At 62.4% G+C, this 23,441-nt stretch carries 22 protein-coding genes and 1 tRNA gene; 14 read left to right on the plus strand and 9 right to left on the minus strand.

Annotated elements, in window-relative coordinates:
- Positions 1 to 27 precede the first annotated feature (27 nt).
- The 3 genes from hflX to bchJ all read left to right on the plus strand — a co-directional run bounded on the left by hflX (position 28) and on the right by bchJ (position 3,776).
- A complete protein-coding gene (hflX, locus tag DMY87_RS05995; RefSeq protein ID WP_110790412.1) occupies positions 28 to 1,362 on the plus strand; it encodes a GTPase HflX in 1,335 nt (444 codons plus the stop codon).
- 124 nt (positions 1,363 to 1,486) lie between these two features.
- A complete protein-coding gene (gene bchE, locus DMY87_RS06000) occupies positions 1,487 to 3,112 on the plus strand; it encodes a magnesium-protoporphyrin IX monomethyl ester anaerobic oxidative cyclase (RefSeq protein WP_110790413.1) in 1,626 nt (541 codons plus the stop codon).
- Positions 3,099 to 3,776, plus strand: coding sequence for a bacteriochlorophyll 4-vinyl reductase (gene bchJ, locus DMY87_RS06005; RefSeq protein ID WP_110790414.1), 678 nt, complete (start codon positions 3,099 to 3,101; stop codon positions 3,774 to 3,776). Before bchE ends, bchJ begins: the two co-directional genes overlap by 14 nt.
- Here bchJ and DMY87_RS06010 read toward each other — a convergent pair.
- From DMY87_RS06010 to DMY87_RS06020, 3 genes are read right to left on the minus strand one after another with little or no spacing between them, the layout of a single operon-like run.
- Positions 3,742 to 4,959: an FAD-dependent oxidoreductase gene (locus tag DMY87_RS06010; protein ID WP_110790415.1), complete on the minus strand. Its 1,218-nt coding sequence runs from the start codon at positions 4,957 to 4,959 to the stop codon at positions 3,742 to 3,744. The genes bchJ and DMY87_RS06010 overlap by 35 nt on opposite strands.
- A 6-nt stretch (positions 4,960 to 4,965) precedes the next feature.
- Positions 4,966 to 5,799, minus strand: coding sequence for a nucleoside triphosphate pyrophosphohydrolase (gene mazG, locus DMY87_RS06015; RefSeq protein ID WP_110790416.1), 834 nt, complete (start codon positions 5,797 to 5,799; stop codon positions 4,966 to 4,968).
- Positions 5,800 to 5,818: 19 nt separating this feature from the next.
- On the minus strand, positions 5,819 to 6,406 hold the full coding sequence (locus tag DMY87_RS06020) for a deaminase (protein ID WP_110790417.1): 588 nt from the start codon (positions 6,404 to 6,406) through the stop codon (positions 5,819 to 5,821).
- Between the two features lie 267 nt (positions 6,407 to 6,673).
- On the opposite strand from DMY87_RS06020, the gene cysG reads away from it, so the two are divergent.
- From cysG to DMY87_RS06045, 5 genes are all read left to right on the plus strand, one after another.
- Positions 6,674 to 8,116, plus strand: coding sequence for a siroheme synthase CysG (cysG, locus tag DMY87_RS06025; RefSeq protein ID WP_110790418.1), 1,443 nt, complete (start codon positions 6,674 to 6,676; stop codon positions 8,114 to 8,116).
- Position 8,117: 1 nt separating this feature from the next.
- The gene (locus DMY87_RS06030) at positions 8,118 to 8,432 is read left to right on the plus strand and encodes a DUF2849 domain-containing protein (RefSeq protein ID WP_110790419.1); all 315 of its coding nucleotides are present in this window, start codon (positions 8,118 to 8,120) and stop codon (positions 8,430 to 8,432) included.
- A gap of 15 nt (positions 8,433 to 8,447) precedes the next feature.
- Positions 8,448 to 10,121: a nitrite/sulfite reductase gene (locus tag DMY87_RS06035; RefSeq protein ID WP_110790420.1), complete on the plus strand. Its 1,674-nt coding sequence runs from the start codon at positions 8,448 to 8,450 to the stop codon at positions 10,119 to 10,121.
- Positions 10,122 to 10,134: 13 nt separating this feature from the next.
- Positions 10,135 to 10,647 carry a DUF934 domain-containing protein gene (locus DMY87_RS06040; protein WP_110790972.1) on the plus strand — a complete coding sequence of 171 codons (513 nt, stop codon included), beginning with the start codon at positions 10,135 to 10,137 and terminating at the stop codon, positions 10,645 to 10,647.
- 170 nt (positions 10,648 to 10,817) lie between these two features.
- Positions 10,818 to 11,630 (plus strand): ferredoxin--NADP reductase, encoded by an 813-nt coding sequence (locus DMY87_RS06045; protein WP_110790421.1) that lies wholly within the window; start codon positions 10,818 to 10,820, stop codon positions 11,628 to 11,630.
- 75 nt (positions 11,631 to 11,705) lie between these two features.
- On the opposite strand, the gene DMY87_RS06050 is transcribed toward DMY87_RS06045, so the two are convergent.
- The 5 genes from DMY87_RS06050 to DMY87_RS06070 form a co-directional block, all read right to left on the minus strand.
- Entirely contained in the window at positions 11,706 to 12,911 is a 1,206-nt protein-coding gene (locus tag DMY87_RS06050) for an ABC transporter permease (RefSeq protein WP_110790422.1), read from the minus strand.
- Positions 12,901 to 13,617: an ABC transporter ATP-binding protein gene (locus DMY87_RS06055; RefSeq protein ID WP_110790423.1), complete on the minus strand. Its 717-nt coding sequence runs from the start codon at positions 13,615 to 13,617 to the stop codon at positions 12,901 to 12,903. The genes DMY87_RS06050 and DMY87_RS06055 overlap by 11 nt, the downstream gene beginning before the upstream one ends.
- Before the next feature lie 10 nt (positions 13,618 to 13,627).
- Positions 13,628 to 14,911 (minus strand): efflux RND transporter periplasmic adaptor subunit, encoded by a 1,284-nt coding sequence (locus tag DMY87_RS06060; RefSeq protein ID WP_110790424.1) that lies wholly within the window; start codon positions 14,909 to 14,911, stop codon positions 13,628 to 13,630.
- 187 nt (positions 14,912 to 15,098) lie between these two features.
- Entirely contained in the window at positions 15,099 to 15,467 is a 369-nt protein-coding gene (locus tag DMY87_RS06065; protein WP_110790425.1) for a VanZ family protein, read from the minus strand.
- A 98-nt stretch (positions 15,468 to 15,565) separates the two neighbouring features.
- A tRNA-Lys gene (locus DMY87_RS06070) sits at positions 15,566 to 15,641 on the minus strand.
- Positions 15,642 to 15,826: 185 nt separating this feature from the next.
- Between DMY87_RS06070 and DMY87_RS06075 the strand changes: the two genes are divergently transcribed.
- Positions 15,827 to 16,573, plus strand: coding sequence for a cytochrome c biogenesis CcdA family protein (locus tag DMY87_RS06075; protein ID WP_110790426.1), 747 nt, complete (start codon positions 15,827 to 15,829; stop codon positions 16,571 to 16,573).
- Between the two features lie 42 nt (positions 16,574 to 16,615).
- Positions 16,616 to 17,578 carry an AEC family transporter gene (locus DMY87_RS06080; protein ID WP_110790427.1) on the plus strand — a complete coding sequence of 321 codons (963 nt, stop codon included), beginning with the start codon at positions 16,616 to 16,618 and terminating at the stop codon, positions 17,576 to 17,578.
- Here DMY87_RS06080 and DMY87_RS06085 read toward each other — a convergent pair.
- Positions 17,555 to 18,760: a UbiH/UbiF family hydroxylase gene (locus tag DMY87_RS06085; RefSeq protein WP_110790973.1), complete on the minus strand. Its 1,206-nt coding sequence runs from the start codon at positions 18,758 to 18,760 to the stop codon at positions 17,555 to 17,557. The genes DMY87_RS06080 and DMY87_RS06085 overlap by 24 nt on opposite strands.
- 190 nt (positions 18,761 to 18,950) lie before the next feature.
- Between DMY87_RS06085 and pcsA the strand changes: the two genes are divergently transcribed.
- The 4 genes from pcsA to DMY87_RS06105 all read left to right on the plus strand — a co-directional run bounded on the left by pcsA (position 18,951) and on the right by DMY87_RS06105 (position 23,402).
- Positions 18,951 to 19,679, plus strand: coding sequence for a phosphatidylcholine synthase (gene pcsA / locus DMY87_RS06090; protein ID WP_110790428.1), 729 nt, complete (start codon positions 18,951 to 18,953; stop codon positions 19,677 to 19,679).
- A 150-nt stretch (positions 19,680 to 19,829) separates the two neighbouring features.
- Entirely contained in the window at positions 19,830 to 21,404 is a 1,575-nt protein-coding gene (locus tag DMY87_RS06095) for an ABC transporter ATP-binding protein (RefSeq protein WP_110790429.1), read from the plus strand.
- Positions 21,394 to 22,488, plus strand: coding sequence for an ABC transporter permease (locus tag DMY87_RS06100; RefSeq protein ID WP_110790430.1), 1,095 nt, complete (start codon positions 21,394 to 21,396; stop codon positions 22,486 to 22,488). The genes DMY87_RS06095 and DMY87_RS06100 overlap by 11 nt, the downstream gene beginning before the upstream one ends.
- A complete protein-coding gene (locus DMY87_RS06105) occupies positions 22,485 to 23,402 on the plus strand; it encodes an ABC transporter permease (RefSeq protein ID WP_110790431.1) in 918 nt (305 codons plus the stop codon). Before DMY87_RS06100 ends, DMY87_RS06105 begins: the two co-directional genes overlap by 4 nt.
- Positions 23,403 to 23,441: the final 39 nt, after the last annotated feature.

Genomic DNA, 23,441 nt, shown 5'->3' on the forward strand with positions numbered 1-23,441 from the left:
CCGGAGGACGAAAAGCCCCGGGATGACATGCGGGCCGTCGTCATCGTTCCCGTCCTCAAGCAGGGGCGGCCGCAGCCTTTGCCAGAAGGCGCGCCGCCGGCGCCCAGCCGTTCGAATGATGCGCGCCTCGAAGAGGCGATGGGCCTCGCCCGCGCTATTGATCTCACCGTCGTTCAGGGCCTGATCGTCGCGGTCAACCAGCCGCGCCCGGCAACCCTGATGGGCTCCGGCAAGATCGCCGAGATAAAAGCTTTGCTCGACGAGTTCGACGCAGGCCTCGTCATCGTCGATCATCCGTTGACCCCGGTGCAACAGCGCAATCTCGAAAAGGAATGGGGCGCCAAGGTCATCGACCGGACCGGCCTCATCCTCGAAATCTTCGGTCGCCGCGCCTCCACCAAGGAAGGCACGCTGCAGGTCGAGCTTGCTCATCTGAATTACCAGAAGGGCCGCCTCGTGCGCTCCTGGACTCACCTTGAACGCCAGCGTGGGGGGGCCGGCTTCATGGGTGGTCCGGGTGAAACCCAGATCGAAGCCGACCGTCGGCAATTGCAGGACAAGATCATCAAGCTCGAGCGTGAGCTCGAACAGGTGGTGCGTACACGCCAGCTGCACCGCGCCAAGCGCCGCAAGGTGCCGCATCCGATCGTGGCTCTGGTCGGCTATACCAATGCCGGCAAGTCGACGCTGTTCAACCGCATCACTGGTGCAGGTGTGCTTGCCGAAGACATGCTCTTTGCCACGCTCGATCCGACGCTCCGCCGCATGAAGCTGCCGCACGGGCGCACCGTCATCATGTCCGACACCGTCGGCTTCATCTCCGACTTGCCGACCCACCTCGTCGCCGCTTTCCGCGCGACGCTGGAAGAAGTGCTCGAAGCCGATCTCATCCTGCATGTGCGCGACATGTCGGACCCTGACAATGGCGCCCAGTCGGCGGACGTTCTGCGCATCCTCGACGATCTCGGCATCGACGAGAAGGAACGCTCCGAACGCATCATCGAAGTCTGGAACAAGATCGACCGTCTCGACCCGGAAAACCACGACGGCCTGCTGCAGAAGGCGGCCGGGCGCGAAAATGTCCTGCCCGTTTCCGCCATCAGCGGCGAGGGCGTCGACATCCTGCTCGACACCATCTCGCAGCGCCTTTCCGGCGTGTTGACGGAGGCGACGATCACCGTGCCTGCCGACAAGCAGGCGGTCGTCTCCTGGCTCTACGGCAATGCCGTGGTCCATGGTCGCGAGGATCACGAGGACGGCAGCGTCAGCCTCGATGTGCGGCTGACCGACCGCCAGGCCGACGAACTCGAGCGCAAGCTCGGGAGCAAGAAGCCGACCGATAAGGAAGACTGGGAGCGCTGAGCGCACCCGCCCTTTTCTGTATCCTTCAGCAAAGCGTTAAAAACTTCCTGGATCCATTTGATCCACGTCAAAAGACGTTCCACAACTCCGTGTCAACTTTGGTTGACACATTCGGGAGGTGGTCATGCGCGTCGTCTTCATTCATCCGAACTATCATTCCGGCGGCGCCGAAATCGCCGGAAACTGGCCACCCGCCTGGGTCGCCTATCTCGGCGGCGCGCTGAAGTCGGCCGGGTTCACCGACATCCATTTCCTCGATGCCATGACCAACGATATGACTGAGGACCGGCTGCGCGACGAACTGCGCCGCCTGCAGCCGGATTTGATCGGCTGCACCGCAATCACGCCGTCGATCTACATGGCCGAGCGCTGCCTTGAGATCGCCAGAGAGGTCTGCCCCCAGGCGCTCCGGGTCCTGGGCGGCATCCATGCCACCTTCATGTACCAGCAGGTTTTGACCGAGGCGCCCTATATCGACGTCATCGTCCGTGGCGAAGGCGAGGAGATCATCGTAGACCTCGCCCGCGCCTTTGCCGCTGGCAACTGGAAGGAGGCGAGGGCAGGCATCAAGGGCCTTGCCTATATCACCGACGACGGCAAGATCATCGCGACGCCAGCGGCCCCCACCGTCAAGAACTTCGACGCCGTCGAGCCGGACTGGACGCTGCTCGAGTGGGAGAAGTACATCTATGTGCCGCTCGGCGTGCGCGTCGCGATCCCCAACATGGCACGTGGCTGCCCCTTCACCTGCTCCTTCTGCTCGCAATGGAAGTTCTGGCGCGACTATCGCATCCGCGATCCGAAAAAGGTGGTCGACGAGATCGAAAAGCTGGTCAACGATCACCAGGTCGGCTTCTTTATCCTCGCCGACGAGGAACCCACCATCAACCGCAAGAAGTTCATCGCCTTCTGCGAGGAACTGATCGCGCGCGGCCTGCCGGACAAGGTCAAGTGGGGCATCAACACCCGCGTCACCGACATTATCCGTGACGAGGTGTATCTGGCCCTCTATCGCAAGGCCGGCCTCGTGCATGTCTCCCTCGGCACGGAAGCCGCTGCCCAGCTGAAGCTCGACCGCTTTAACAAGGAAACCAAGGTCGCCGAGAACAAGAAGGCGATCCGCCTGCTCCGCGAAGCCGATATCTTTACCGAGGCGCAGTTCATCGTTGGCCTGGAAAACGAGACGGCGGAAACGCTGGAGGAAACCTATCGCATGGCGCGCGACTGGAACCCGGATCTCGCCAACTGGGCCATGTACACGCCTTGGCCCTTCTCGCCGCTCTTCCAGGAACTGGGTGACAAGGTCGAGATCTTCGACTTCTCGAAATACAACTTCGTCACGCCGATCATGAAACCTGATGCCATGGACCGGGCCGAATTGCTCGACCGTGTGATGAACAACTATCGCCGCTTCTACATGATCAAGGCGCTCTTCCATTACCCTTGGCGCGGCAAGGGTTTTCGCCGCCGCTATCTGCTCGGCTGCCTCAGGGCCTTCATGAAGGCCGGCTTCGAGCGCAAGTTCTATGACCTCGGCAAGCACAATTACTGGGGGCCGCAATCGAAGGACAAGGTCGATTTCGGCTTCGACATGAGCCGTACGATCGCACCAGCCCAGATGGCCGACTGGCAGGCGGCCTCCGACCGCGCAAGCCAGCTGCGTGCCCGCAAGGCCGGCGAAGCGGAAGAGGCGCGGATACCCGTGCTTGCTTGCGGCGGAGGGCCGGAGAGCCACGATGCCCACGTCTGACCGGGGAGTCGCCAGCCTGTTCGAGCGTGCGGGCGAATCAGATGCGGCTGAGGCAGAGGGGGCAGCTCTGGCCCGGATCGGGCCCAATGCCGTGATCCAGACGGGGCAGGCGCTCGCGTCACGCTACGGATCCGGCGTCACCCGCCTGATCTACGAAGCCGCCGGCCTGGCCCGCTATCTAGGCAACCCGCCGCATGCGATGATCGATGAGCGCGAGCCCAAGGCTCTGTTCACCGCCCTGCGCCAGGCGCTGCCGGCGCAGGAGGCCGATCATGTTCTGACGGACGCCGGTCTGCGCACCGCAAACTACATTGTCGAAAATCGCATCCCGCCGCGCGCACGAAAGCTCCTGCCGAAGTTGCCACCGGCTCTGGCGTCGCGTCTCCTGGTGTCGGCCATCGCCCGCCACGCCTGGACCTTCGCCGGCAGCGGTCATTTCGAGGGTAGGGTGAGGGGCTGGCGCGAGCCCGTGGTGATACTGTCGATCAAGGCAAATCCTCTGGCCACGCCCGGCTGCCCCTGGCATGGCGCTGTCTTCCAAGGGCTGTTTGCCACCTTAACCGCGACCCATGTGGCGGTTGTGCACCCCCGTTGTCAGGCCAGGGGCGACGATTGCTGCGAATGGACGATCAAGGCTGCGACGGGACCGCAGCCCCAGGTCTGAACGTCTCGGGAAGCCGCAATCGACCGACCGGATCGAGCAGATCGCCGGTCACCAGCGTCGAGATGACCGACCTGATCCCCGGCAGCGTCGTGACAGGCGCAATCAGATGATCACGCAGCACTGGCAGCAGACGGCTATCGGACTGGTAAAACGGCGTCAGAACCTGGCTCAGCAACTGATAACTGCGCACATGCATCTGCCTTTGCCGCAGATGGCGACCGATGGCCGCGCCGGCATCCTCTGCGTGAATGAATGCAGAGGCGAGCGACGCTGCATCGAGCAAGGCCATGTTCGCCCCCTGACCGAGTTGCGGGCTGGTCGCATGCCAGGCATCGCCGATCTTCAGCGCATTGCGCCCGATCACCGGCTGGCGTGTCAGATGCCGATAGCGGGCATGGACCGGTCCGGCGACGGCCGCGAGTGGCACCGCATCCGGCCAGAGCCTGCCCACGGCCTCCAGCCACGCATCGCGGCCGGCCGTCTGCCACGCTGCATAGTCTGCCGTCCGCAGGCTCCAGAAGAAGGTTGCCATGGCGGGCGCACCCTCGCGGGCCGTCCCGACCGGCAGCACGCCGGCCATGCGCGAGGCGCGGGCATAACGTTGTTCGAGCAGGTTTTCCCGGAATGCACCACCGTTCGGCAAGGGAACGGTCGCCCACAATGCACCATAGCTTAGTTCACTGTCCGGGCGGTTGCCGATCGGCGAATTGGCACCCATGGCATCGATGACAAAGTCGGCGGGGGCCGAGCGCCTGCCGTCTGCATCGACGAGGCAGGGGCGTGCCCCGTCCTCGATACCGGCAATACGCCTCGAAGGCTCGAAGGTGACACCTGCGGCGCGCGCCGCCTCAAAGAGGACGTCGAACAGCGCCACCCGCTGAACGGCGATACCGAATTCGCCGGACCGGTAGCCCACGTCGAGCACGGGTTTGCCACCGTCCTTCAGCCGCCCAACCATCCGGTCGATCCGTCTCCCGCGCGCGGCCACCGGATCGAGCAGCCCCATGGAGGCCAGAACCTGTGCTCCGGTCGGCTGCAGCACGAAGCCGGAGCCAATGGGTCGCGGTGCCTCCATCTGGTCGTAGAGCGTGACGCGGGCGCCAAACCGGGCAAGCAGGGTGCCGAGCGCGAGGCCTCCCACACCCGCACCTGCAATGGCCACATCGAGCTCGTCTAAACGCATGCGGGTTCAGCCGATCTGCCGCTCAAGGGTCTTTGCGGCCTGCCAGAGCTCTTCCATCCGCTCTAAGTCAGCATCCAGCAAATTCTCATCATTCGCCTGAAGTTCCGTCTCAATGTATCTGAATCGATTCCGAAACTTTGTATTCGTTCCGCGCAGCGCCTGCTCCGGCTCCGCGCCCACATGCCGGCCGATATTGACCAGCGCGAAGATGAGGTCGCCGAGTTCGTCCTTGACCTTGTCGGGCTTGTTTTCGGCCAGCGCCTCGCGCAGCTCCCCGATCTCCTCCTCGATCTTGTCGAGGATCGGGCCAGCTCCAGACCAGTCGAAGCCGACCTTCGCCGCTTGCTCTTGCAGCTTGAGCGCCTCGGTCAGCGCTGGAAATGAGCGTTGCACGGAGCCGAGATGGCCAGCCTTCGGATCGGAGGTTATGCCGCGCGCCGCGCGCCGTGCCGCTCGCTCCGCCTTCTCCTGCTGCTTGATCGCGTCCCACTGCGCCTTCACCGCCTCAGGCGTATCGGCATCGGAGCGGGCAAACACATGCGGATGCCGCCGGATCATCTTTCGCGTGATTGCCTCGACCACGTCGCCGAAACTGAACTGTCCCGCTTCCTCCGCAATACGGGCATGGAAAACCACCTGCAGAAGCAGGTCGCCCAGTTCTTCGCAGAGATCGTCAGGATCCTGTCGTTCGATCGCATCGGCCACTTCATAGGCCTCCTCGATCGTATAGGGCTTGATCGTCTCGAAGGTCTGGACGATGTCCCAGGGGCAGCCCGTCTCAGGCTGCCGCAGCGCCGCCATGATTTCGAGCAGGCAGGTGATTTCGGTGGAGGCTTCCATGATGGTCCTGTCTGATCGCTCAGTTGAGCGGAATGTCGTTGTCGCCCTTGGACGACTGGTAGCTGTCTGAAAGGCGGTCGTATTCCGCCTTGATGCGGCTCACCTGCTCAAACAGCGCCGGGCGCTCCCTGTCATCAGCCGAGGCCACCATCTCGATCATCGCGTGGCTGAGCCAGAAGGCGTTCTGCCGGCGATAGCCACCCGGCTCCAGCCCGAAGACTTCCTTGAGGATCTTGAGATCATGCGGAATGGCAAACGCGTCTCGGCTGTCTTCGTGGCTGAAGAAGTAGTAGAAATTGTCGAAACCCGCCCAAGTGATCGCCGACATGCACATGGTGCAGGGTTCGTGGGTCGAGAGAAAGATCAGATCCTTGGTATTGGGGCGATCACCGCCTTCATAAAAGCGCTTCAGCGTATGCACTTCGCCATGCCAAAGCGGGTTCTCCAACTCGTTGTTGGTTTCAGCAAGCACCAATGAAAGATCCGACTTGCGCAGGATCGCCGCGCCGAAGACCTTGTTCCCCGCAGCGACCCCTTTGGCGGTCAGCGGCAGGATGTCGTGTTCGATCACGTCGAGCAGGCGACGGGTGAGTTGTGGGCTGGTCACGATCGGGGCGCTCCGCTGTTGTGCGGCGCGATCCTAGCCCCAGCCGGGCAAGCCTCGAAAGCAAAATGATTGCCTGTCTTCAACTTTTTGCGGGTCGGCTTGCAGGAACTTCACAGAATTTATGGAGAATTATTCTCCGGTGACTTTTGCTCGCAACGGCGAAATGGCTAGGAAAGAAATACGCCGGCCCTTCGGCAAGCGGATTTATGTTTCTTCAATTGAACAGTCGAAAAAGCGATAGTGTCGGTCTCAAGCATCGGATGATTCATGACGCAGCAGGACAAACAGCTTTCGGTCTTTCCGGCCTTCTTCAAGGTCGAGAACGAGGTCGCCGCCGTTTTTGGGAACGGTGACGAGGCCTATGCGAAGGCGCGCCTGCTGAAGAACACCGAAGCGCGCATTGTCGCCTATGCCGATGCCCCGGAAGCCGATTACGCTGCCTTCCTCGCCGCAAACGCCATCGAGCAGATCGCCGAGCCTTTCGATCCTTCGCAGGTCGAGGGCGCGCGGCTGGTCTTTGCCGCGACAGGCGAGGGTGGTCTCGACCGTGCCATTGTCACTGCCGCCCGCGCCGCCCGTATTCCGGCCAATGCCGTGGACCAGCCGGACTGGTGCGATTTCTACACGCCCGCCCTCGTCAACCGTGCCCCGATTGCCGTTGCCATCGGCACCGAAGGTGTCGGCCCGGTTCTCGCCCAGATGATCCGCGCCGATATCGACCGCCTCCTGCCGCGCTCGCTCGGCAAGCTGGGGCGCCTCGCCAACTCCTATCGCCGCGCCGTCGATCGCCTCGTGCCCCGCGGTGCGCCGCGTCGCCTGTTCTGGCGCGATTTCTTCAAGGGCAAGGTGGCCGACCATGTCGAGGCTGACGAGACCAGTCTTGCCCGCCGCGAAGCGACCCGTCTCTTGAAGGGCGTCGCTGCCGACCGCGTCGAAGGCCGCGTGTTCCTCGTCGGCGCCGGTCCGGGTGCCGAAGACCTTTTGACGCTGCGCGCCCATCGCTTAATGATGGAATGCGACGTCATCGTCTATGACGCGCTTGTGCCGCGCGAAGTGGTCGACATGGGACGCCGCGACGCTGAGCGCATTCCCGTCGGCAAGCGCAAGGGCTGCCATTCGAAGTCGCAAAGCGAAATCAACGCGCTGCTCGTCGAACTCGGCCATGCCGGCAAGCGTGTCGTCCGTCTGAAGTCGGGCGATCCGCTGGTCTTCGGCCGTGCTGGCGAAGAGATGGCAGCGCTCCGCGATGCAGGCATTGCTTATGAGATCGTGCCGGGGGTTACCTCAGCACTCGCTGCCGCTGCCGACTTCGAATTGCCGCTGACGCTGCGCGGCGTGTCTTCCTCCCTGGTCTTCACCACGGGCCACGATCTCCAGGGCAATGTCCTTCCGGATTGGGCGCGGCTTGCGCTGTCTGGCGCCACGGTCGCCGTCTATATGGGCCGCACCGTTGCCGCCTCGGTCGCCGAGCGCCTGATGGAAGGCGGTCTTGCCGAGGATACGACGGTTGCCGTCGTCGAAAATGCCGGGCGCCGCGACAGCCGGCTGCTGCATGGCACGCTCAAGGAATTGCCGGGACTGGAGGCTCGTACCGAGCTGACCGGCCCGGTCATGGTCATTATCGGCGACGCGGTCGCCGGCGCCGATTTCAGCCGCTCCGAACCGCTCGGGCAACGGCAAACGGCGGAATTGGAAACGCAGGGGAATTGACATGGTAGACAAGGTCTTGACAGCAAACCGGCTGACCGACGGCATCGCCGTGTGGCTCGATGCCAGCGGCCATTGGACCGAACGCCTGCAGGAAGCCTTCGTTGCCCGCCATGCGGAAGCCGTCGAAGCCTTGGAAACCGCCGGCAAGCAGGCCTTCGCCAGCAACCTGGTCGTTGACGTCAACGTCATCGAGATCGAGGAAAAGGATGGCAAGCTGCGTCCGTTGCGCCTGCGCGAGCGGATCCGGGCCGAAGGCCCGACCATTGCATATGCAGAAGGGCACGGTTATGCCGACCCGGCATTCATCGCCGCCTGAGGCCTGAGGTAAGACATGTATCGTTATGACGAATTCGACCACGCTTTTGTGTCGGCGCGCGTAGAACAGTTTCGCGACCAGGTGGCCCGCCGCCTTTCGGGTGAGCTCGCGGAAGACGCCTTCAAGCCGCTGCGCCTGATGAACGGGGTCTATCTCCAGCTGCATGCCTATATGCTGCGCGTCGCCATCCCCTATGGCACGCTGAATTCCAAGCAGATGCGCATGCTGGCCCATATCGCCCGCAAGTATGACCGTGGTTATGGTCACTTCACCACCCGCCAGAACATCCAGTACAACTGGCCGAAGCTCTCCGACACGCCCGACATCCTGAAGGATCTCGCAAGCGTCGAAATGCATGCGATCCAGACCTCCGGCAACTGCATCCGCAACGTCACCGCCGACCACTTCGCCGGCGCTGCCGCGGATGAAGTCGCCGATCCGCGCCCCTATGCCGAGATCCTGCGCCAGTGGTCGTCGCTGCATCCGGAGTTCTCCTTCCTGCCGCGCAAGTTCAAGATCGCCGTCACCGGCGCCGAAAAGGACCGCGCCGCGATCCAGGTGCATGACATCGGCCTGCAGCTGAAGAAGAACGAAGCGGGCGAACTCGGTTTTGCCGTCTATGTCGGTGGCGGCCAGGGCCGGACACCGCTGATCGCGAAGAAGATCAACGACTTCCTGCCCGAAGCCGATCTCCTGACCTACATCACCGCGATCGTGCGCGTGTACAATCTGCATGGCCGTCGCGACAACAAGTACAAGGCGCGTATCAAGATCCTCGTGCACGAAACCGGCGTCGACGAACTGACGCGCCAGGTCGAGGCTGAATTCGCCGAGATCCGCGACAGCGAGCTGAAGCTGCCGGCAGGCGACATCCGCGCGATCGAAACCTATTTCGCCCCGCCGGCGCTGACCGCCCGCCCGGACGGCTGGGAAGCACTCGCCCGCGCCCAGAAGGCAGATCCGGCCTTTGGCGCCTGGGTCCGCCACAACGTCCAGGAACACCGCCACCCCGACCATGCCATGGTGACCATCTCGCTGAAGCCCATCGGCGGCACCCCCGGCGACGCCTCGGATGCGCAGATGGATCTGGTGGCCGATCTCGCCGAGCGTTACGCTTTCGACGAGATCCGCGTCAGCCACGAGCAGAACCTGATCCTGCCGCATGTGGCCAAGGGCGATCTCTATCCGCTCTATCAGGCGCTGGAAAATGCAGGCCTCGCGACTGCCAATTCCAACCTGATCACCGACATGATCGCCTGTCCGGGGCTGGACTACTGCGCGCTTGCCAATGCCCGCTCGATCCCGGTCGCCCAGGCGATTTCCGAGCGCTTCGGTTCGCTGGAGCGTCAGCAGGAGATCGGCGAACTCAAGATCAAGATCTCCGGCTGCATCAATGCCTGCGGCCACCACCATGTCGGCCATATCGGCCTGCTCGGTGTCGAGAAGAAGGGTGCCGAACTCTACCAGATCACGCTGGGCGGATCCGGTGACGAAAACTCCTCGATCGGCGAGATCATCGGTCGTGGCTTCGAGCCGGAAAAGGTCACCGACGCCGTAGAGACGATCGTCGACACCTATCTCGGCCTGCGCCTCGACCCGAAGGAGACCTTCCTCGAAGCCTATCGCCGCGTCGGTCCGAAGCCGTTCAAGGACGCGCTCTATGGCAACGCCTCTGCCGAAGCCGCGTGAGACGGGAAAAGTGATGACCAAGATCTGGAAAGAAAACGGTTTCGTCGATGGCGACACCTGGGTAACCGAAACGGAAGAGCGCAAGGCAGGCGAGGGCGAGAAGGCCGTCCTGCCGCTGGACGCCTTCCTCGCGGCCGTGGCGGAGACCAACGATGTCGGCCTCGGCGTGCTGATCGCACCGGCTGACGACGTGAAGAAGCTTGAGCCGTATCTCGACCGCATTGCGCTGATCGCCGTTGCCTTCCCGGCCTTCAGCGATGGCCGTGGCTTCAGCCACGCGACGCTGCTGCGCGATCGTCTCGGTTATGCGGGCGAGCTCCGCGCCGTCGGCGATGTCCTGATCGACCAGGTGCCGCTGATGCTGCGCACCGGCTTCGACAGCTTTGCCGTTACCAATCCGGTCGCCCAGCGCAGGCTTGCCGAAAACTGTCTCACGGGCGTTGCCCAGCACTATCAGCCGACTGCTCGGGATTCCGAGGTTGTCGGCGGGTTCAGCTGGCGTCGTCTCGGCACGTCAGGTGCCTGAGACCTATAAAAATCGCTATATGATGTCGGCAATTTGACCTCGGTCAAGGATGCCGCCTTCGCTTTAACGGATATCTCGGCTGCGAAATGCGCATGCCGGCTGAATTGTGGAATGGGGCGGTCTGGATTATAGGCTCATCCCAATCGACTGAAGGATAGGACCGACAGCCTATGAATGCTCCTGTAAAGACCGACAACGCCGAACTGATCGTGCCGGAAGGCGTTTATGCCGAAACGGTTCTGAGCGTCACGCATTATACCGACCGCCTGTTCCGCTTCCGCATGACCCGTCCTGCCGGCTTTCGCTTCCGCTCGGGCGAGTTTGCGATGATCGGTCTGATGGTCGAGGGCAAGCCGATTTACCGCGCCTATTCGATCGCCAGTCCTTCCTGGGACGAGGAACTCGAATTCTTCTCGATCAAGGTTCCGGATGGCCCGCTCACCCAGCACCTGCAGCGCATCCAGCCGGGTGACAAGGTTCTGATGCGCAAGAAGCCGACCGGCACGCTGGTGCTTGATGCGCTCACTCCGGGCAAGCGCCTCTACATGTTCTCGACCGGCACCGGCATCGCGCCATTCGCCAGCCTGATCCGCGATCCCGAGACTTATGAGAAGTTCGAGGAGGTTATCCTCACCCATACCTGCCGCGACGTGGCCGAGCTGAAATACGGCTTCGATCTGGTCGAGGAAATCAAGAACCACGAATTCCTGGCCGAAGTCGTCGGCGACAAGCTCAAGCACTATGCGACGGTGACCCGCGAGGACTTCCCCTTCAAGGGCCGTATCACCGACCTGATCGAAAACGGCAAGCTGTTCACCGATCTCGGCGTTCCTCCGCTCGATCCGGGCATTGATCGCGGCATGATCTGCGGCTCGACCGCAATGCTGAAGGACACCAAGGAACTGCTGGAAAAGGCAGGCCTCACCGAAGGCGCGAACAACAAGCCGGCCGAATTCGTGATCGAGCGCGCTTTCGTCGGCTGAGGTCACACGGCTGTATTCCGATGAAACGCCCGGTTTCGACCGGGCGTTTTGCGTTTGAGCGCTGCAAGTCAGGTCCTATTCGTGCCGCAGCGCATCGATCGGGTTCAACTGGGCTGCCCTGCGCGCCGGAAAATATCCGAAGATCATGCCGATGGCGGCGGAAAAGGCGAAGGCAAGCAGGATGACCGAAGGGCTCGCAACGAAAGGCACGCCGAGCAGCGTGACCGTGCCATAGGCGATGGCGAGGCCAAGGGCGATACCCACGACGCCACCGAATATGGAGAGCGTCACTGCTTCCACGAGAAACTGCATCAGCACCTGTCGTTCCACAGCGCCAATCGCAAGACGGATGCCGATCTCCCGCGTTCGCTCGGTCACGGACACGAGCATGATGTTCATGATCCCGATGCCGCCGACAAGCAACGAGACGGCGGCGACGGCTCCCAGCAACCCGGTCATCAGCGTCGTCGTGCCGGTCAGTGTCGCCGCCATCTGCGTCATGTCATTGACCGTGAAGTCGTCGTCGCGCCCCGAAATGATCTTGCGACGCTCCCGTAGCAGCCGCTCGACATCCGCCTGGACCTTTGCGGTAGACACGCCGTTTTCGGCCGACAGCATGATGCTGGAGACATCCGTCGATCCACCGATCCGTCGTTGAAACACCTTGAGCGGCATCATCACCACGTCGTCCTGGTCGCTGCCCATGCCGCTCTGTCCCTTCTTGGACAGGACACCGATCACGGAGCAGGCGACATTGCCGACACGGATCGTTTGATCGACCGCAGGCGTGGAGCCGAAGAGCCGCGAACGCACGGTTTCGCCGATCAGACAGACCGCCTGTCCGCCGCGCTCCTCGGAGGCAAGAAAGCTGCGCCCGCCAGCAAGCGTCCAGTCCTGCGCAATCAGGTAATCACCGCCGGAGCCGATGATCGAGGTTTGTCGGCTCTGTCCGCCAAAGATCACGGTCTGGCTCGACTGGTTGATGGGTGCCACGGCTCGCAAGCCGCCGATCTGGTCGCGAATGGCGTCCACATCCCGGATGGTGAACTTCTTCGCATCTGATGACGACCGCCCGGGGCCGAACTGCCCAGGTCGCACGAAGAGAAGATTCGTGCCGAGCTTGGAGATTTCGGAGGTGACCTGAGCCGTCGTGCCGTTGCCGATCGTGACCATGGCGATGACGGCTGCCACGCCGATCACAACGCCGAGCACGGTGAGGAAGGAGCGGAGCAGGTTCCGCCTGATGGCGCGCAGCGCGAGTTTGAGCGTCTCACCGAACATGGGCGGCCATCTCTTTGACGCCACTGTCCGCCTGGATGTGGCCATCGACGAAGCGCAGGGTCCGTTTGGCATAGGCCGCAATGTCGTCTTCGTGCGTGACCATGATCACCGTGATCCCGTGGTCGCGGTTGAGGGCCGTAATCAGCTCCATGATTTCCCGGCTGGTTTTGGTGTCGAGATTGCCCGTCGGCTCGTCCGCAAGCAGCACCGCCGGATTGGTGACGATGGCGCGCGCGATCGCGACGCGCTGCTGCTGGCCGCCGGAGAGCTCCTGGGTGGTATGATGTTCACGACCCGCAAGGCCGACCTGGGCAAGGGCCAGCCGCGCCCGTGCCCGCCGCTCGCCTGCCTCCATGCCGCGATAGATGAGGGGCAGTTCGACATTCTCCACAGCTGATGTCCGGGCCAAAAGATTGAAACCCTGGAACACGAAGCCGAGCATGTGCCGACGCAGCAGCGTGTATTGCTCCCGGCCGAAACCCGTCGTGTCGATACCCTCGAAGAGGTATTGCCCCGATGTCGGCACGTCGAGACATCCGAGAATGTTCATCGCCGTGGATTTGCCAGAGCCTGATGGTCCCATGATTGCGACGAACTCATGTTTGTCGATCACCAGGTCGACCGCGTCGAGCGCACGGATTGTCGCTTCGCCCATGCCGTAGAGGCGGGAGATCTGGCGGAATTCGATCAGCGGGGGAGATGCCACGGAATCCCCCTCAGCTCTTCTTGATGGTGGAATCGGTGATCACCCTGTCACCCGCCTTGACCTCACCCTTGGTGACGACAGTGTTCTGACCGTCACTGGCGCCGATCTCGATGTTGACGGCAACCGGCTGCCCGTTGCGCAGGATCCAGATCGTCCGTTCGCTGCCCTTTGGCTCGGGAGCGCTGGCGGGTGCCATTCTGGGCGGCCGGAAGAGGCTGAAGACGCCGCGCCCAGCGCCCGAACTGCTTTCATTGGAAGACATCGCCGGAGGCGAGTAACGCAGCGCGGCATTCGGAACGAGCAGACCGTCCTTGATCGACTGCACGACAATATCCGCCGTCGCCGTCATGCCCTGACGCAGCAAAAGGTCGTCGTTTCGCACCGACAGGATACCCTTGTAGGTCACCACGTCGTTGACGGTTTCGGCCGCATAGCGAACCGATGTGATCGTCGCGGGGAACCGCTTGTCGGGAAAGGCATCGACGGTAAAGCTCGCGGTCTGCCCGACGGCGACCTGCCCGACATCCGCTTCGTCGATCGAGACCTGCAGTTCCATCTGGCGCAGATCGCCTGCAAGGGTGAACAGCGTCGGTGCCTCAAGCGAGGCCGCCACCGTCGCGCCGCTGTCGACATTGCGAGACAGCACGATGCCGTCGATCGGCGAAACGATGGTGGCCTTCGAAAGCGAGAGCTTGGATTGTTCAAGGGCCGCTTCGGACGAGATCACGTCGGCTTCAGCACTTTGTCGGCCAGCCTGTGCCGCCTGGTAGGTGAATTCGGCCGTATCGAGGTCCTGCTGCGTCGAGACACGGCTGCTGACCAGCGACGTCAGACGGTCGAGCTTGGCCTTTGCGGATTTCTCATCCGCCCGAGCCTTGGAAACGGCGGCCTGCGACGAGGCGAGCGCCGCCTCTTTCGCCTTGAGATCGGCAGACAGCTTGTCGGTATCGAGCCGCGCCAGCACATCGCCCTTCTTCACCTCGCTGTTGAAGTCAACGAGGACGTCGCGCACCGTGCCGGATTGTTCGCTCGAGACATCGACCTGAACGGTCGGTTCAACAGAACCGGTCGCCGTGACCAGCACAGTGAGATTGCCCGGCTTCAGTTCCGCCGTCGTGTAGGAATAGGAGGTTCCACCGGTTGTGAAGGCATAGGCACCATAGCCTGCAACCGCGATGACGACGAGTGCCGTGAACCGGAGGCCCCAGCGCGGCCGTTTCTTCGACCCGCCAGCCAGCAGCGTCTTCAGATCCGCGTTGTCACGCTCACGCCCGGTCTTCTCAGCATCGCTCACGGTGTTTTTCCTGTCATCGCATTCAAGCGACCATGGCGCACCCGCCGCCCGAACTGTTTGATCGGCGTCAACGCATTGGATCTGGTCGTAATCTGCTAGATAGCGGCTTCGGCGAAAAACCCTAGTGAAAGCTTGGTAAGAATCGTGCGAGCCAAGCCATCAGACCGGGAATGAGGCGCAACGCTCCTTATCTGGCCCCTCTGCCTCGCGCCCAAGCGAACAGCAAGGCTCGCATCACCGCGATTCCGACCAATGCGCCGGCCGATTTCACCACGGCATCGCTCAGGCTCGGATGCCGGCTGGGTGAGAGATACTGCATCGATTCGATTGCAAAAGCGCCGCCCACGAGAAGGATCGCGATGAGAAGCCAGTACCTGGGATAGGCGAGGGCGAACAGCGCGCCGACGGCGGCAAAGGCGAGCGCGCGGTCGGCATTGGGTGGCAGCATGGCATGCGGCCTAAGCCCGATCGGCACCACCGTTGCGGCAACGCAGAAACCGAGCAGCAGCCAGGCGGCGAGTTTGATCCAGCGATCGTGGGGGAGGTGAGGGCGCATGCGATCCTGTTAGGCCGCCAGTCACATGAGTGCAATGGTTCAGGACCACAAGAGCACGTTACCTAAGGCTGCCGGCAATGGAGATCGATTTCAAGAGGTGGTGAGAGCGCAGGGATTCGAACCCTGGACCTACTGATTAAAAGTCAGTTGCTCTACCGGCTGAGCTACGCTCTCCCGTGCGGTTTTGGGCCGCCTTCAGAAGTGCGCGGAACATAGGCAGGTGACCCCACGGGGTCAACCGCAAAAATGCACCTGTAGCCGCAAAATTGAGCGGAATTGTCACAGCCTACACAAAGGTGATTGGCAAGGCGATGGGTGCGGGATTACTTAAGCGCCGATCCGGACCGCAGGAGCATCAGGTGTCGATTGCCGAAATTTCCTTTCTGAGCGCTCTTTTTGCTGGCGCTCTGTCATTCCTGTCGCCCTGTGTCCTGCCGCTGGTTCCGCCCTATCTCTGTTATATGGCCGGGATCTCCGTCGATCAGTTTCGAAGCGGCGCCGAAGCGGAAAATGCCGCCGCGCGCCGCGCGGTCTTCCTCACATCCCTCGTCTTCACGCTCGGATTCGCGACCGTCTTCGTCGCCCTCGGCGCTGGTGCCTCGACGATTGGCGGCCTGCTGCGCCAGCACATGGATCTTCTGTCGAAGGTCGGCGGTGCCATCATCATCCTCATGGGCCTGAACTTCCTCGGTGTCTTCCGCCTTGGCCTGCTGTCGTCGGAATATCGATTCGCCGGCAACGGCAAGCCCGCAACGCTCTCGGGCGCCTACATCATGGGCCTCGCTTTCGCCTTTGGCTGGACGCCCTGTATCGGGCCGGTGCTGGGTGCCATCCTCGGCGTCGCGGCCTCGAAGGAAACAGTCGGTGACGGTGCGCTGCTTCTTGCCATCTATTCGCTCGGCCTTGCCGTGCCCTTCTGGATTGCCGCAGGCTTTTCGGGAGCCTTCATGCGTTTTCTCACCCGCTTCCGTCGCCATCTTGGTCTGGTTGAGAAGCTCATGGGAGGGCTGCTCGTTCTGACCGGTCTCGCCTTCATCTTCGGTTATGTCTCCGACATGGCGATCTGGTTTCAGCAGACCTTCCCAATCCTGTCGCAAATCGGCTAAGTCCGGATCGGGCGCAAACACTCGCCCGGGAGGAGAATGCCGATGGCGGACATCGTCGCGCTGGTACTGCCGTTCTTCGGCCTGATCCTGATAGGCTACATCTCCGGTCGGCTTGGCGATCATTCGGCCCAGGCTTTGGGTTGGCTGAACTTCTTCGTGATCTACGTCAGCCTCCCGGCCTTGTTCTTCAAATTGGTGTCCCGAACGCCCATTGAGCAGCTGACGCGTATCGACTTCATCGCCGCCTGTCTGGCCGCGACCTACACCATCTTCACTCTGGTCTTTGTCATTGGCCGATATGTTCGCGGTAACAACATCGCCGAATCGACCGTCCAGGCGCTGGCCGGTGCTTATGGCAATATCGGCTACATGGGGCCGGGCCTCGCGCTGCTCGCCTTCGGCGAGAAAGCGGCCGTTCCGGTCGCACTCGTTTTCTGCTTCGAAAATGCTGCCCATTTCATTGCAGCCCCGGCGTTGATGGCCTTTGCCGGCGGAGACGATCGGCCGCCGTCACGTCTAGCCCTCGACGTCGCCCGAAAAATTCTCACGCATCCCTTCATCATTGCAACGCTTGTCGGCTTCCTTGCCGCAGCCTTCGCCTTCGAACCGCCGCTCGCCCTGCAACGTCTCATCGATTATCTGGCCCAGGCTGCGGCCCCTTGCGCGCTCTTCGCCATGGGGGTGACACTGGCGCTGCGCCCGCTCAAACGCATTCCGGTCGAGATCGGCTATATCGTGCCGATCAAGCTCCTCGTCCATCCGGTTCTGGTCTATGTGGTTCTGAGCGCTGTGGGCAATTTCGACCCGCTATGGGTCTATACCGCGATCCTGCTGGCAGCCCTGCCGACCGCCACCAATGTCTTCGTCATCGGACAGCAATACGGTGTGTGGCAGGAAAGGGCGTCGGCCACGATCCTGATCACCACGGTGATTTCGGTCTTCTCGGTTTCGGCTCTGCTTTTTGCGATCAAGGGCGGAATGTTACCGCCGGATCTTTTCCCGTAACATCGTCGGCAGGCTTTTCAGGCCGCGTCCGGGCGCGACACCTTCCTGCATCACGAGGTTGCGCAAGGGCGCAACGCTTGCCAGCACCTGCAAGCCTGCGGCCCTGAGCATCTGCACGGGAAGCAAGGACGACAGCAACGAACGGTTCAGAAGATCGACGCTTGCGGTGCGGCTTGCAATGTCGATCCGGCGCTTCGCATGAAACCGTTCGCCGCTGTCGCGGGCGATGGGGGCAGATTGCCGGTCGATCAGGATGTCTTCCAGCGCCGCGATGTCGCGCAGGCTGAGGTTCAGCCCCTGCGCGCCGATCGGCGGGAAGGCGTGGCCCGCCTCGCCGACAAAGGCGGCTCGCCCCTTGCCGTAAACCTCGGCGGTCATCCCGGACAGCGGCCAGGCCTGCACGCCGTCTTCGACGGTTACCTTGCCGAGGATCGACTGCATGCGCGTCTCCACCTCCGCCGACAGCGCCACGAGCTCCAATGCCAGCAGCCGCTCTGCTTCCTTCGGCGTCACGACCCACACGAGGCTCGAGCGCAAGCCGGGCAGGGGAACCTGTGTGAAAGGACCGGATTCGGTGTGGAACTCGGTCGAGATGTTCTGGTGGGGCAAGCTGTGGCTGAAATTCAGCACCACCGCCGTTTGGGGATAGGACCACGTCTTGACGCCGACGCCGGCGCTGTCGCGCGTCTTCGACCGCCGTCCGTCGGCACCAATGACAAAATCGGCGATGATGCCGTCGCCACCGGAAATGTCGATGCGGACATCGCCGTCGCTGATCACGATGGCCTCGGCGCTCTTCGTCACCCTTTCGATCAGCGGTTCGGCTGCAACGGCTGTGGCGAGACTTTCCAGAAGAGCGGAATTGGGAATGTTGTAGCCGAAAGCCGGCAGATCGATCTCGGCGCTGCGAAAGGCGACCGTCGGTGCGCGCAACAGGCGCTTCGTGCCATCGATGATTTGCATGGTCTGGAGGGCTGCGGCATGGGGCTGCAGTTCGTCCCAGAGACCGAGCCGCGCCATCATGTCGAGCGATTGATGCATCAGTGCCGTGGTGCGGCGATCCGAACCATCCGGCTGCGGCCCGACCAGGGCGACACGGCGGCCACCGCGTGCCATGGCGATGGCGGCGATCTGGCCCGCCGGACCGGCACCTACGACCGCGATGTCGACTTTCTGCTGCATCTCATTCATTCCCGTGTTGTCGTCCTTCCTATCTATGCCGACCCTCGGTCGAAATCCATGGGCCGAAATGGCGCAGCCGTGCGGTAAGCGCTGCGGTCGAAATCCGGGCATAGCGGGCAAGCCTTGTTGCAAATGACGCCAATTCAGTCGATACCGGGGGTCGCCAAAGGATGGTCGACGTGGAGCCGGCATGAAGATCTTTAACTACAAGCGTGTGCCCTATGCCGAAATTCGGGCTTTCTCGGTGCACATGCTGACGGCATCGGGCTCATTTCTCGCCTTTCTCGGCGTCGTTGCCGCTGGCGAGCGTCGCTTTGTCGATATGTTCTGGTGGCTCGGGCTGGCGCTTCTGGTTGATGGCATCGATGGCCCCATCGCCCGCAAGGTGCGCGTCAAGGAAGTTTTGCCGAACTGGTCCGGCGACACGCTCGACAACATCATCGACTATGTGACCTACGTGCTCCTGCCGGCCTTCGCACTCTACCAGAGCGGCATGATCGGCGAGCCCTGGTCCTTCGTCGCAGCCGGCCTGATCGTCGTTTCGAGCGCCATCTATTATGCCGACATGGGCATGAAGACCGATGAATATTTCTTCTCCGGCTTCCCCGTCGTCTGGAACATGGTGATCTTCACGCTCTTCGTCATTGATGCCAGTGCGACGACGGCGCTTGTGGTGGTGCTGCTTTCGGTCTTCCTCACATTTCTGCCGATCCACTTCCTGCATCCCGTGCGCGTCAAGCGGCTGCGGACGCTCAATCTGGCGGTGTTTTTCCTCTGGTGCGCCTTTGCCGGCTATGCACTGCTCCTGCATTTCGAGACGCCGGCCTGGGTCGTCGCGGGCACGATCGTGACCGGCATCTACCTCTATGTTATCGGCGGTATCCTGCAGCTTTTCCCGCAGCTTGGACGGTCGCGCTGAGACAGTGCTGCATCAAGCCTGCGCAAAACCAAAAAAAACTTCTGCCTATATATTGTGCGCTGCCGCAAACCGGTTATGAATTGAGCGATGGACCGGGCGCAAGACCCGGCCTCAAGCCTGCGAAAGCGAGGGGGACCCGTGCCGCATCCAATGCCCGAGGGGCAAGAACCGCTCTTGTCCGTGACCGGATTGACGAAGCTGTTCGGCAGTTTCAAGGCCTGTGACGGTATTGATCTTTCGATTGGCCATGGCGAAATTCACGCGCTTCTGGGGGAAAACGGCGCCGGCAAGTCGACGCTGGTCAAGATGTTGTTCGGCATCCTGGCTCCTTCTGCGGGCGCGATCTCCTGGTTTGGCAAGGAGACCGTCATTCCCAATCCCGCCGCCGCGCGTCGCCTCGGCATTGGCATGGTCTTTCAGCATTTCTCTCTCTTCGAAGCGCTGACGGTTGCCGAAAACATCGCGCTGTCGCTCGATGAGAAGATTTCGATCTCCGATCTCTCGAAGAAGGCGGCCGAATTGTCGGTTGCCTATGGCCTGCCGCTCGATCCCGACGCCCATGTCGCGGATCTCTCCGTCGGTGAGCGCCAGCGCATCGAGATCGTGCGTGCGCTGCTGCAGAACCCCAAGCTGATCATCCTTGACGAGCCGACGTCGGTTCTGACGCCGCAGGAAGCCGACAAGCTCTTCGAAACCCTGTTCAAACTCAAGGCCGAGGGTCGCTCGGTTCTATATATCAGCCACCGTCTCGAAGAGGTCCAGCGGATCTGCGACCGTGCCACGGTCCTGCGTCACGGCCGGGTGACCGGCGCCTGCGATCCGCGTCAGGAGACACCCGCGTCGCTCGCCCGCATGATGGTGGGTGCCGAAGTGGCTGGCGTGGAGAAGGTCGAGCCATCGGCCAATGGTGATATCCAGCTGCAAGTCACCGATCTTTCGGTCAGCCCGCGAACGCCATTCGCCATGTCCTTGAAGAACGTCTCGGTCACGGTGCGTGGCGGAGAGGTGCTGGCAATCGCCGGTGTCGCCGGCAACGGTCAGAGCGAACTCTTCGATGCTCTCTCCGGCGAATATCCGGTGCGTGACGCCGAGGCGATCCGCCTGCGCGGCAGAGCCGTCGGCCGTCTCGGGATCAACGAGCGTCGCCTGCTCGGTGCCGGTTTCGTACCGGAAGAACGCCACGGACACGCGGCCGTGCCGGCCATGAGCCTTTCGGAAAATCTCTTCTTGTCGCGCAATGCCTCAGACCGCTCCGCCTATTTGTCGGGCGGCAAGCTTGGCCTGATCAGGCACGGCCTTGTCCAGCAGGCCGCCCGCCGCATTTCGGAAATGATGGACGTGCGCAAAAGTGGCGACGATCCGGCGGCTGGCTCTCTCTCCGGCGGCAATCTGCAGAAATTCATCGTCGGTCGCGAACTTGACCGCCAGCCATCTGTCCTCGTGGTCAATCAACCGACCTGGGGTGTCGATGCAGGCGCTGCCAGCCGTATCCGCCAGGCGCTGGTCGATCTCGCAAAGAGCGGATCGGCCGTCATCGTGATCAGCCAGGATCTCGACGAGATCTTCGAAGTGGCAACGAGCATTGCCGCGATCTCCGAAGGCCGCCTCTCCGAGGCCTATCCCGCCGGGACCATGACGCGCGAGCGCATCGGCATCCTGATGGGCGGTGTGCACGGGCCGGAGGCGGTGCAGTCGTCTACAGCGGAGAGCGCCCATGCGCATTGAACTCGAACGGCGCGCCCGCCAATCCTCCGTCTTCGCCGTGGTGTCGCCGCTGCTGGCGCTCGCCCTCACCGTTCTTTTCGGCGGCATCATGTTTGCGCTATTGGGCAAGGACCCTGTCTCCGCGCTCTACAGCTTCTTCATCGAGCCGCTGCTCGAGGTCTGGTCGCTGCATGAACTGGCGATCAAGGCCGCGCCCTTGATCCTGATCGGCGTCGGCCTCTCGGTCTGTTATCGCTCGAACAATTGGAACATCGGCGCAGAGGGCCAGTTCACGGTGGGCGCCATCGTCGGCTCCATCGTGCCGATCACCTTCTACGAATGGCACTCGCCGCTGCTTCTGCCGATCATGATGGTCATGGGCGCGATCGGTGGCGCCGCCTATGCCGCCATTCCCGCCCTTCTGAAGACCCGCTTCAACACCAACGAGATCCTGACCAGCCTGATGCTGGTCTACATCGCCCAGCTTTTCCTCGACTGGCTGACACGCGGCATCTGGAAGGACCCGGCCGGCTACAATTTCCCGCAGTCGCGTTCCTTCGTCACCGAAGCCGTCCTGCCGGAGGTGCTGGCCTCGGGGCGCGCCCATTATGGCATCGTCTTTGCGATCCTCGCCGCCATCGCCGTCTGGTTCATGATGCGCTACACGCTCAAAGGGTTTCAGGTGAACGTGCTCGGCCAGTCCGAGAGGGCAGGGCGCTTCGCCGGCTTTTCAGGCCGCAAGATGGTCTGGTTCTCCATGATGTTCTCGGGCGCGCTTGCAGGCCTTGCCGGCATCGCCGAAGTTTCGGGTTCGATCGGCCATCTGCAGCCGTCGATCTCGCCGGGCTACGGATTTACCGCGATCATCGTCGCCTTCCTCGGTCGCCTCAACCCGCTCGGCATCATCGCCTCCGGCTTCGTGCTCGCCCTGACCTATCTTGGTGGCGAAGGGGCCCAGCTTTCGATCGGCGTGTCCGACAAGGTAACGCGCGTCTTCCAGGGCCTGCTGCTCTTCTTCGTGCTCTCCTGCGACACGCTCATTCTCTACAAGGTGCGCATCGTTTTCGACCGCGCCCGCTCTGCATCGACGAAGGCCGCGTCATGATCTTTGAAGCCATCCTGCTTACGGTCATCACCGCCTCCACGCCGCTCGTCATTGCCGCAATCGGCGAACTCGTGACGGAACGCTCCGGCGTGCTCAATCTGGGCGTCGAGGGCATGATGATCGTCGGCGCCGTCTGCGCCTTCATGGCCACCAAGGCGACCGGCTCACCTAATGTCGGTGTGCTTGCCGGTGTGGTCTCGGGCGCCGCCTTCTCGCTGCTTTTCGGTTTCCTGACGCTGACCTTGGTTGCCAACCAGGTCGCGACAGGCTTAGCGCTCACCATTCTCGGCCTCGGTGTGTCCGGCATGGTTGGTGAGACCGTCGTCGGCCAGCCCGGCGTGAAGATGCAGCCGATCGCGATCCCGCTCCTCTCGGATATTCCGGTGCTTGGCACCATCCTCTTCCGTCAGGACATCTTCTTTTATGCCTCGATCGCCCTGATCATCGGTGTGAACTGGTTCCTGTTCAAGAGCCGCACGGGTCTCAAGTTGCGCGCCATCGGCGACAGCCACGGCTCGGCCCATACGCTCGGCCTGCCGGTCATCCGCACGCGATATCTCGCCGTGATGTTTGGTGGCGCCTGTGCGGGCCTTGCCGGTGCCCAATTGTCTCTGGTCTACACGCCGCAATGGGTGGAAAACATGTCGGCCGGCCGCGGCTGGATCGCGCTCGCCCTCGTCGTTTTTGCCGCCTGGCGGCCCTGGCGCGTGCTTGCCGGCGGCTATCTTTTCGGCGCGGTGACCATCGGGCAGTTGCACGCCCAGGCCCTCGGCATCGGCCTTCCCTCGCAATTCATGTCGGCGCTGCCCTATGCGGCGACGATTGTCGTACTGATCATAATCTCCCATAATCGCCGCACGACGCTGATCAACACGCCGGCCTGCCTCGGCAAGCCCTTCGTGCCCGACCGATAGAAATCACTTCAGGCTCAACCTAACCATACAGGGGTACAC

Origin of the sequence: Peteryoungia wuzhouensis (genome assembly GCF_003205195.1) — a bacterium.
GTDB lineage: Bacteria > Pseudomonadota > Alphaproteobacteria > Rhizobiales > Rhizobiaceae > Allorhizobium > Allorhizobium wuzhouense.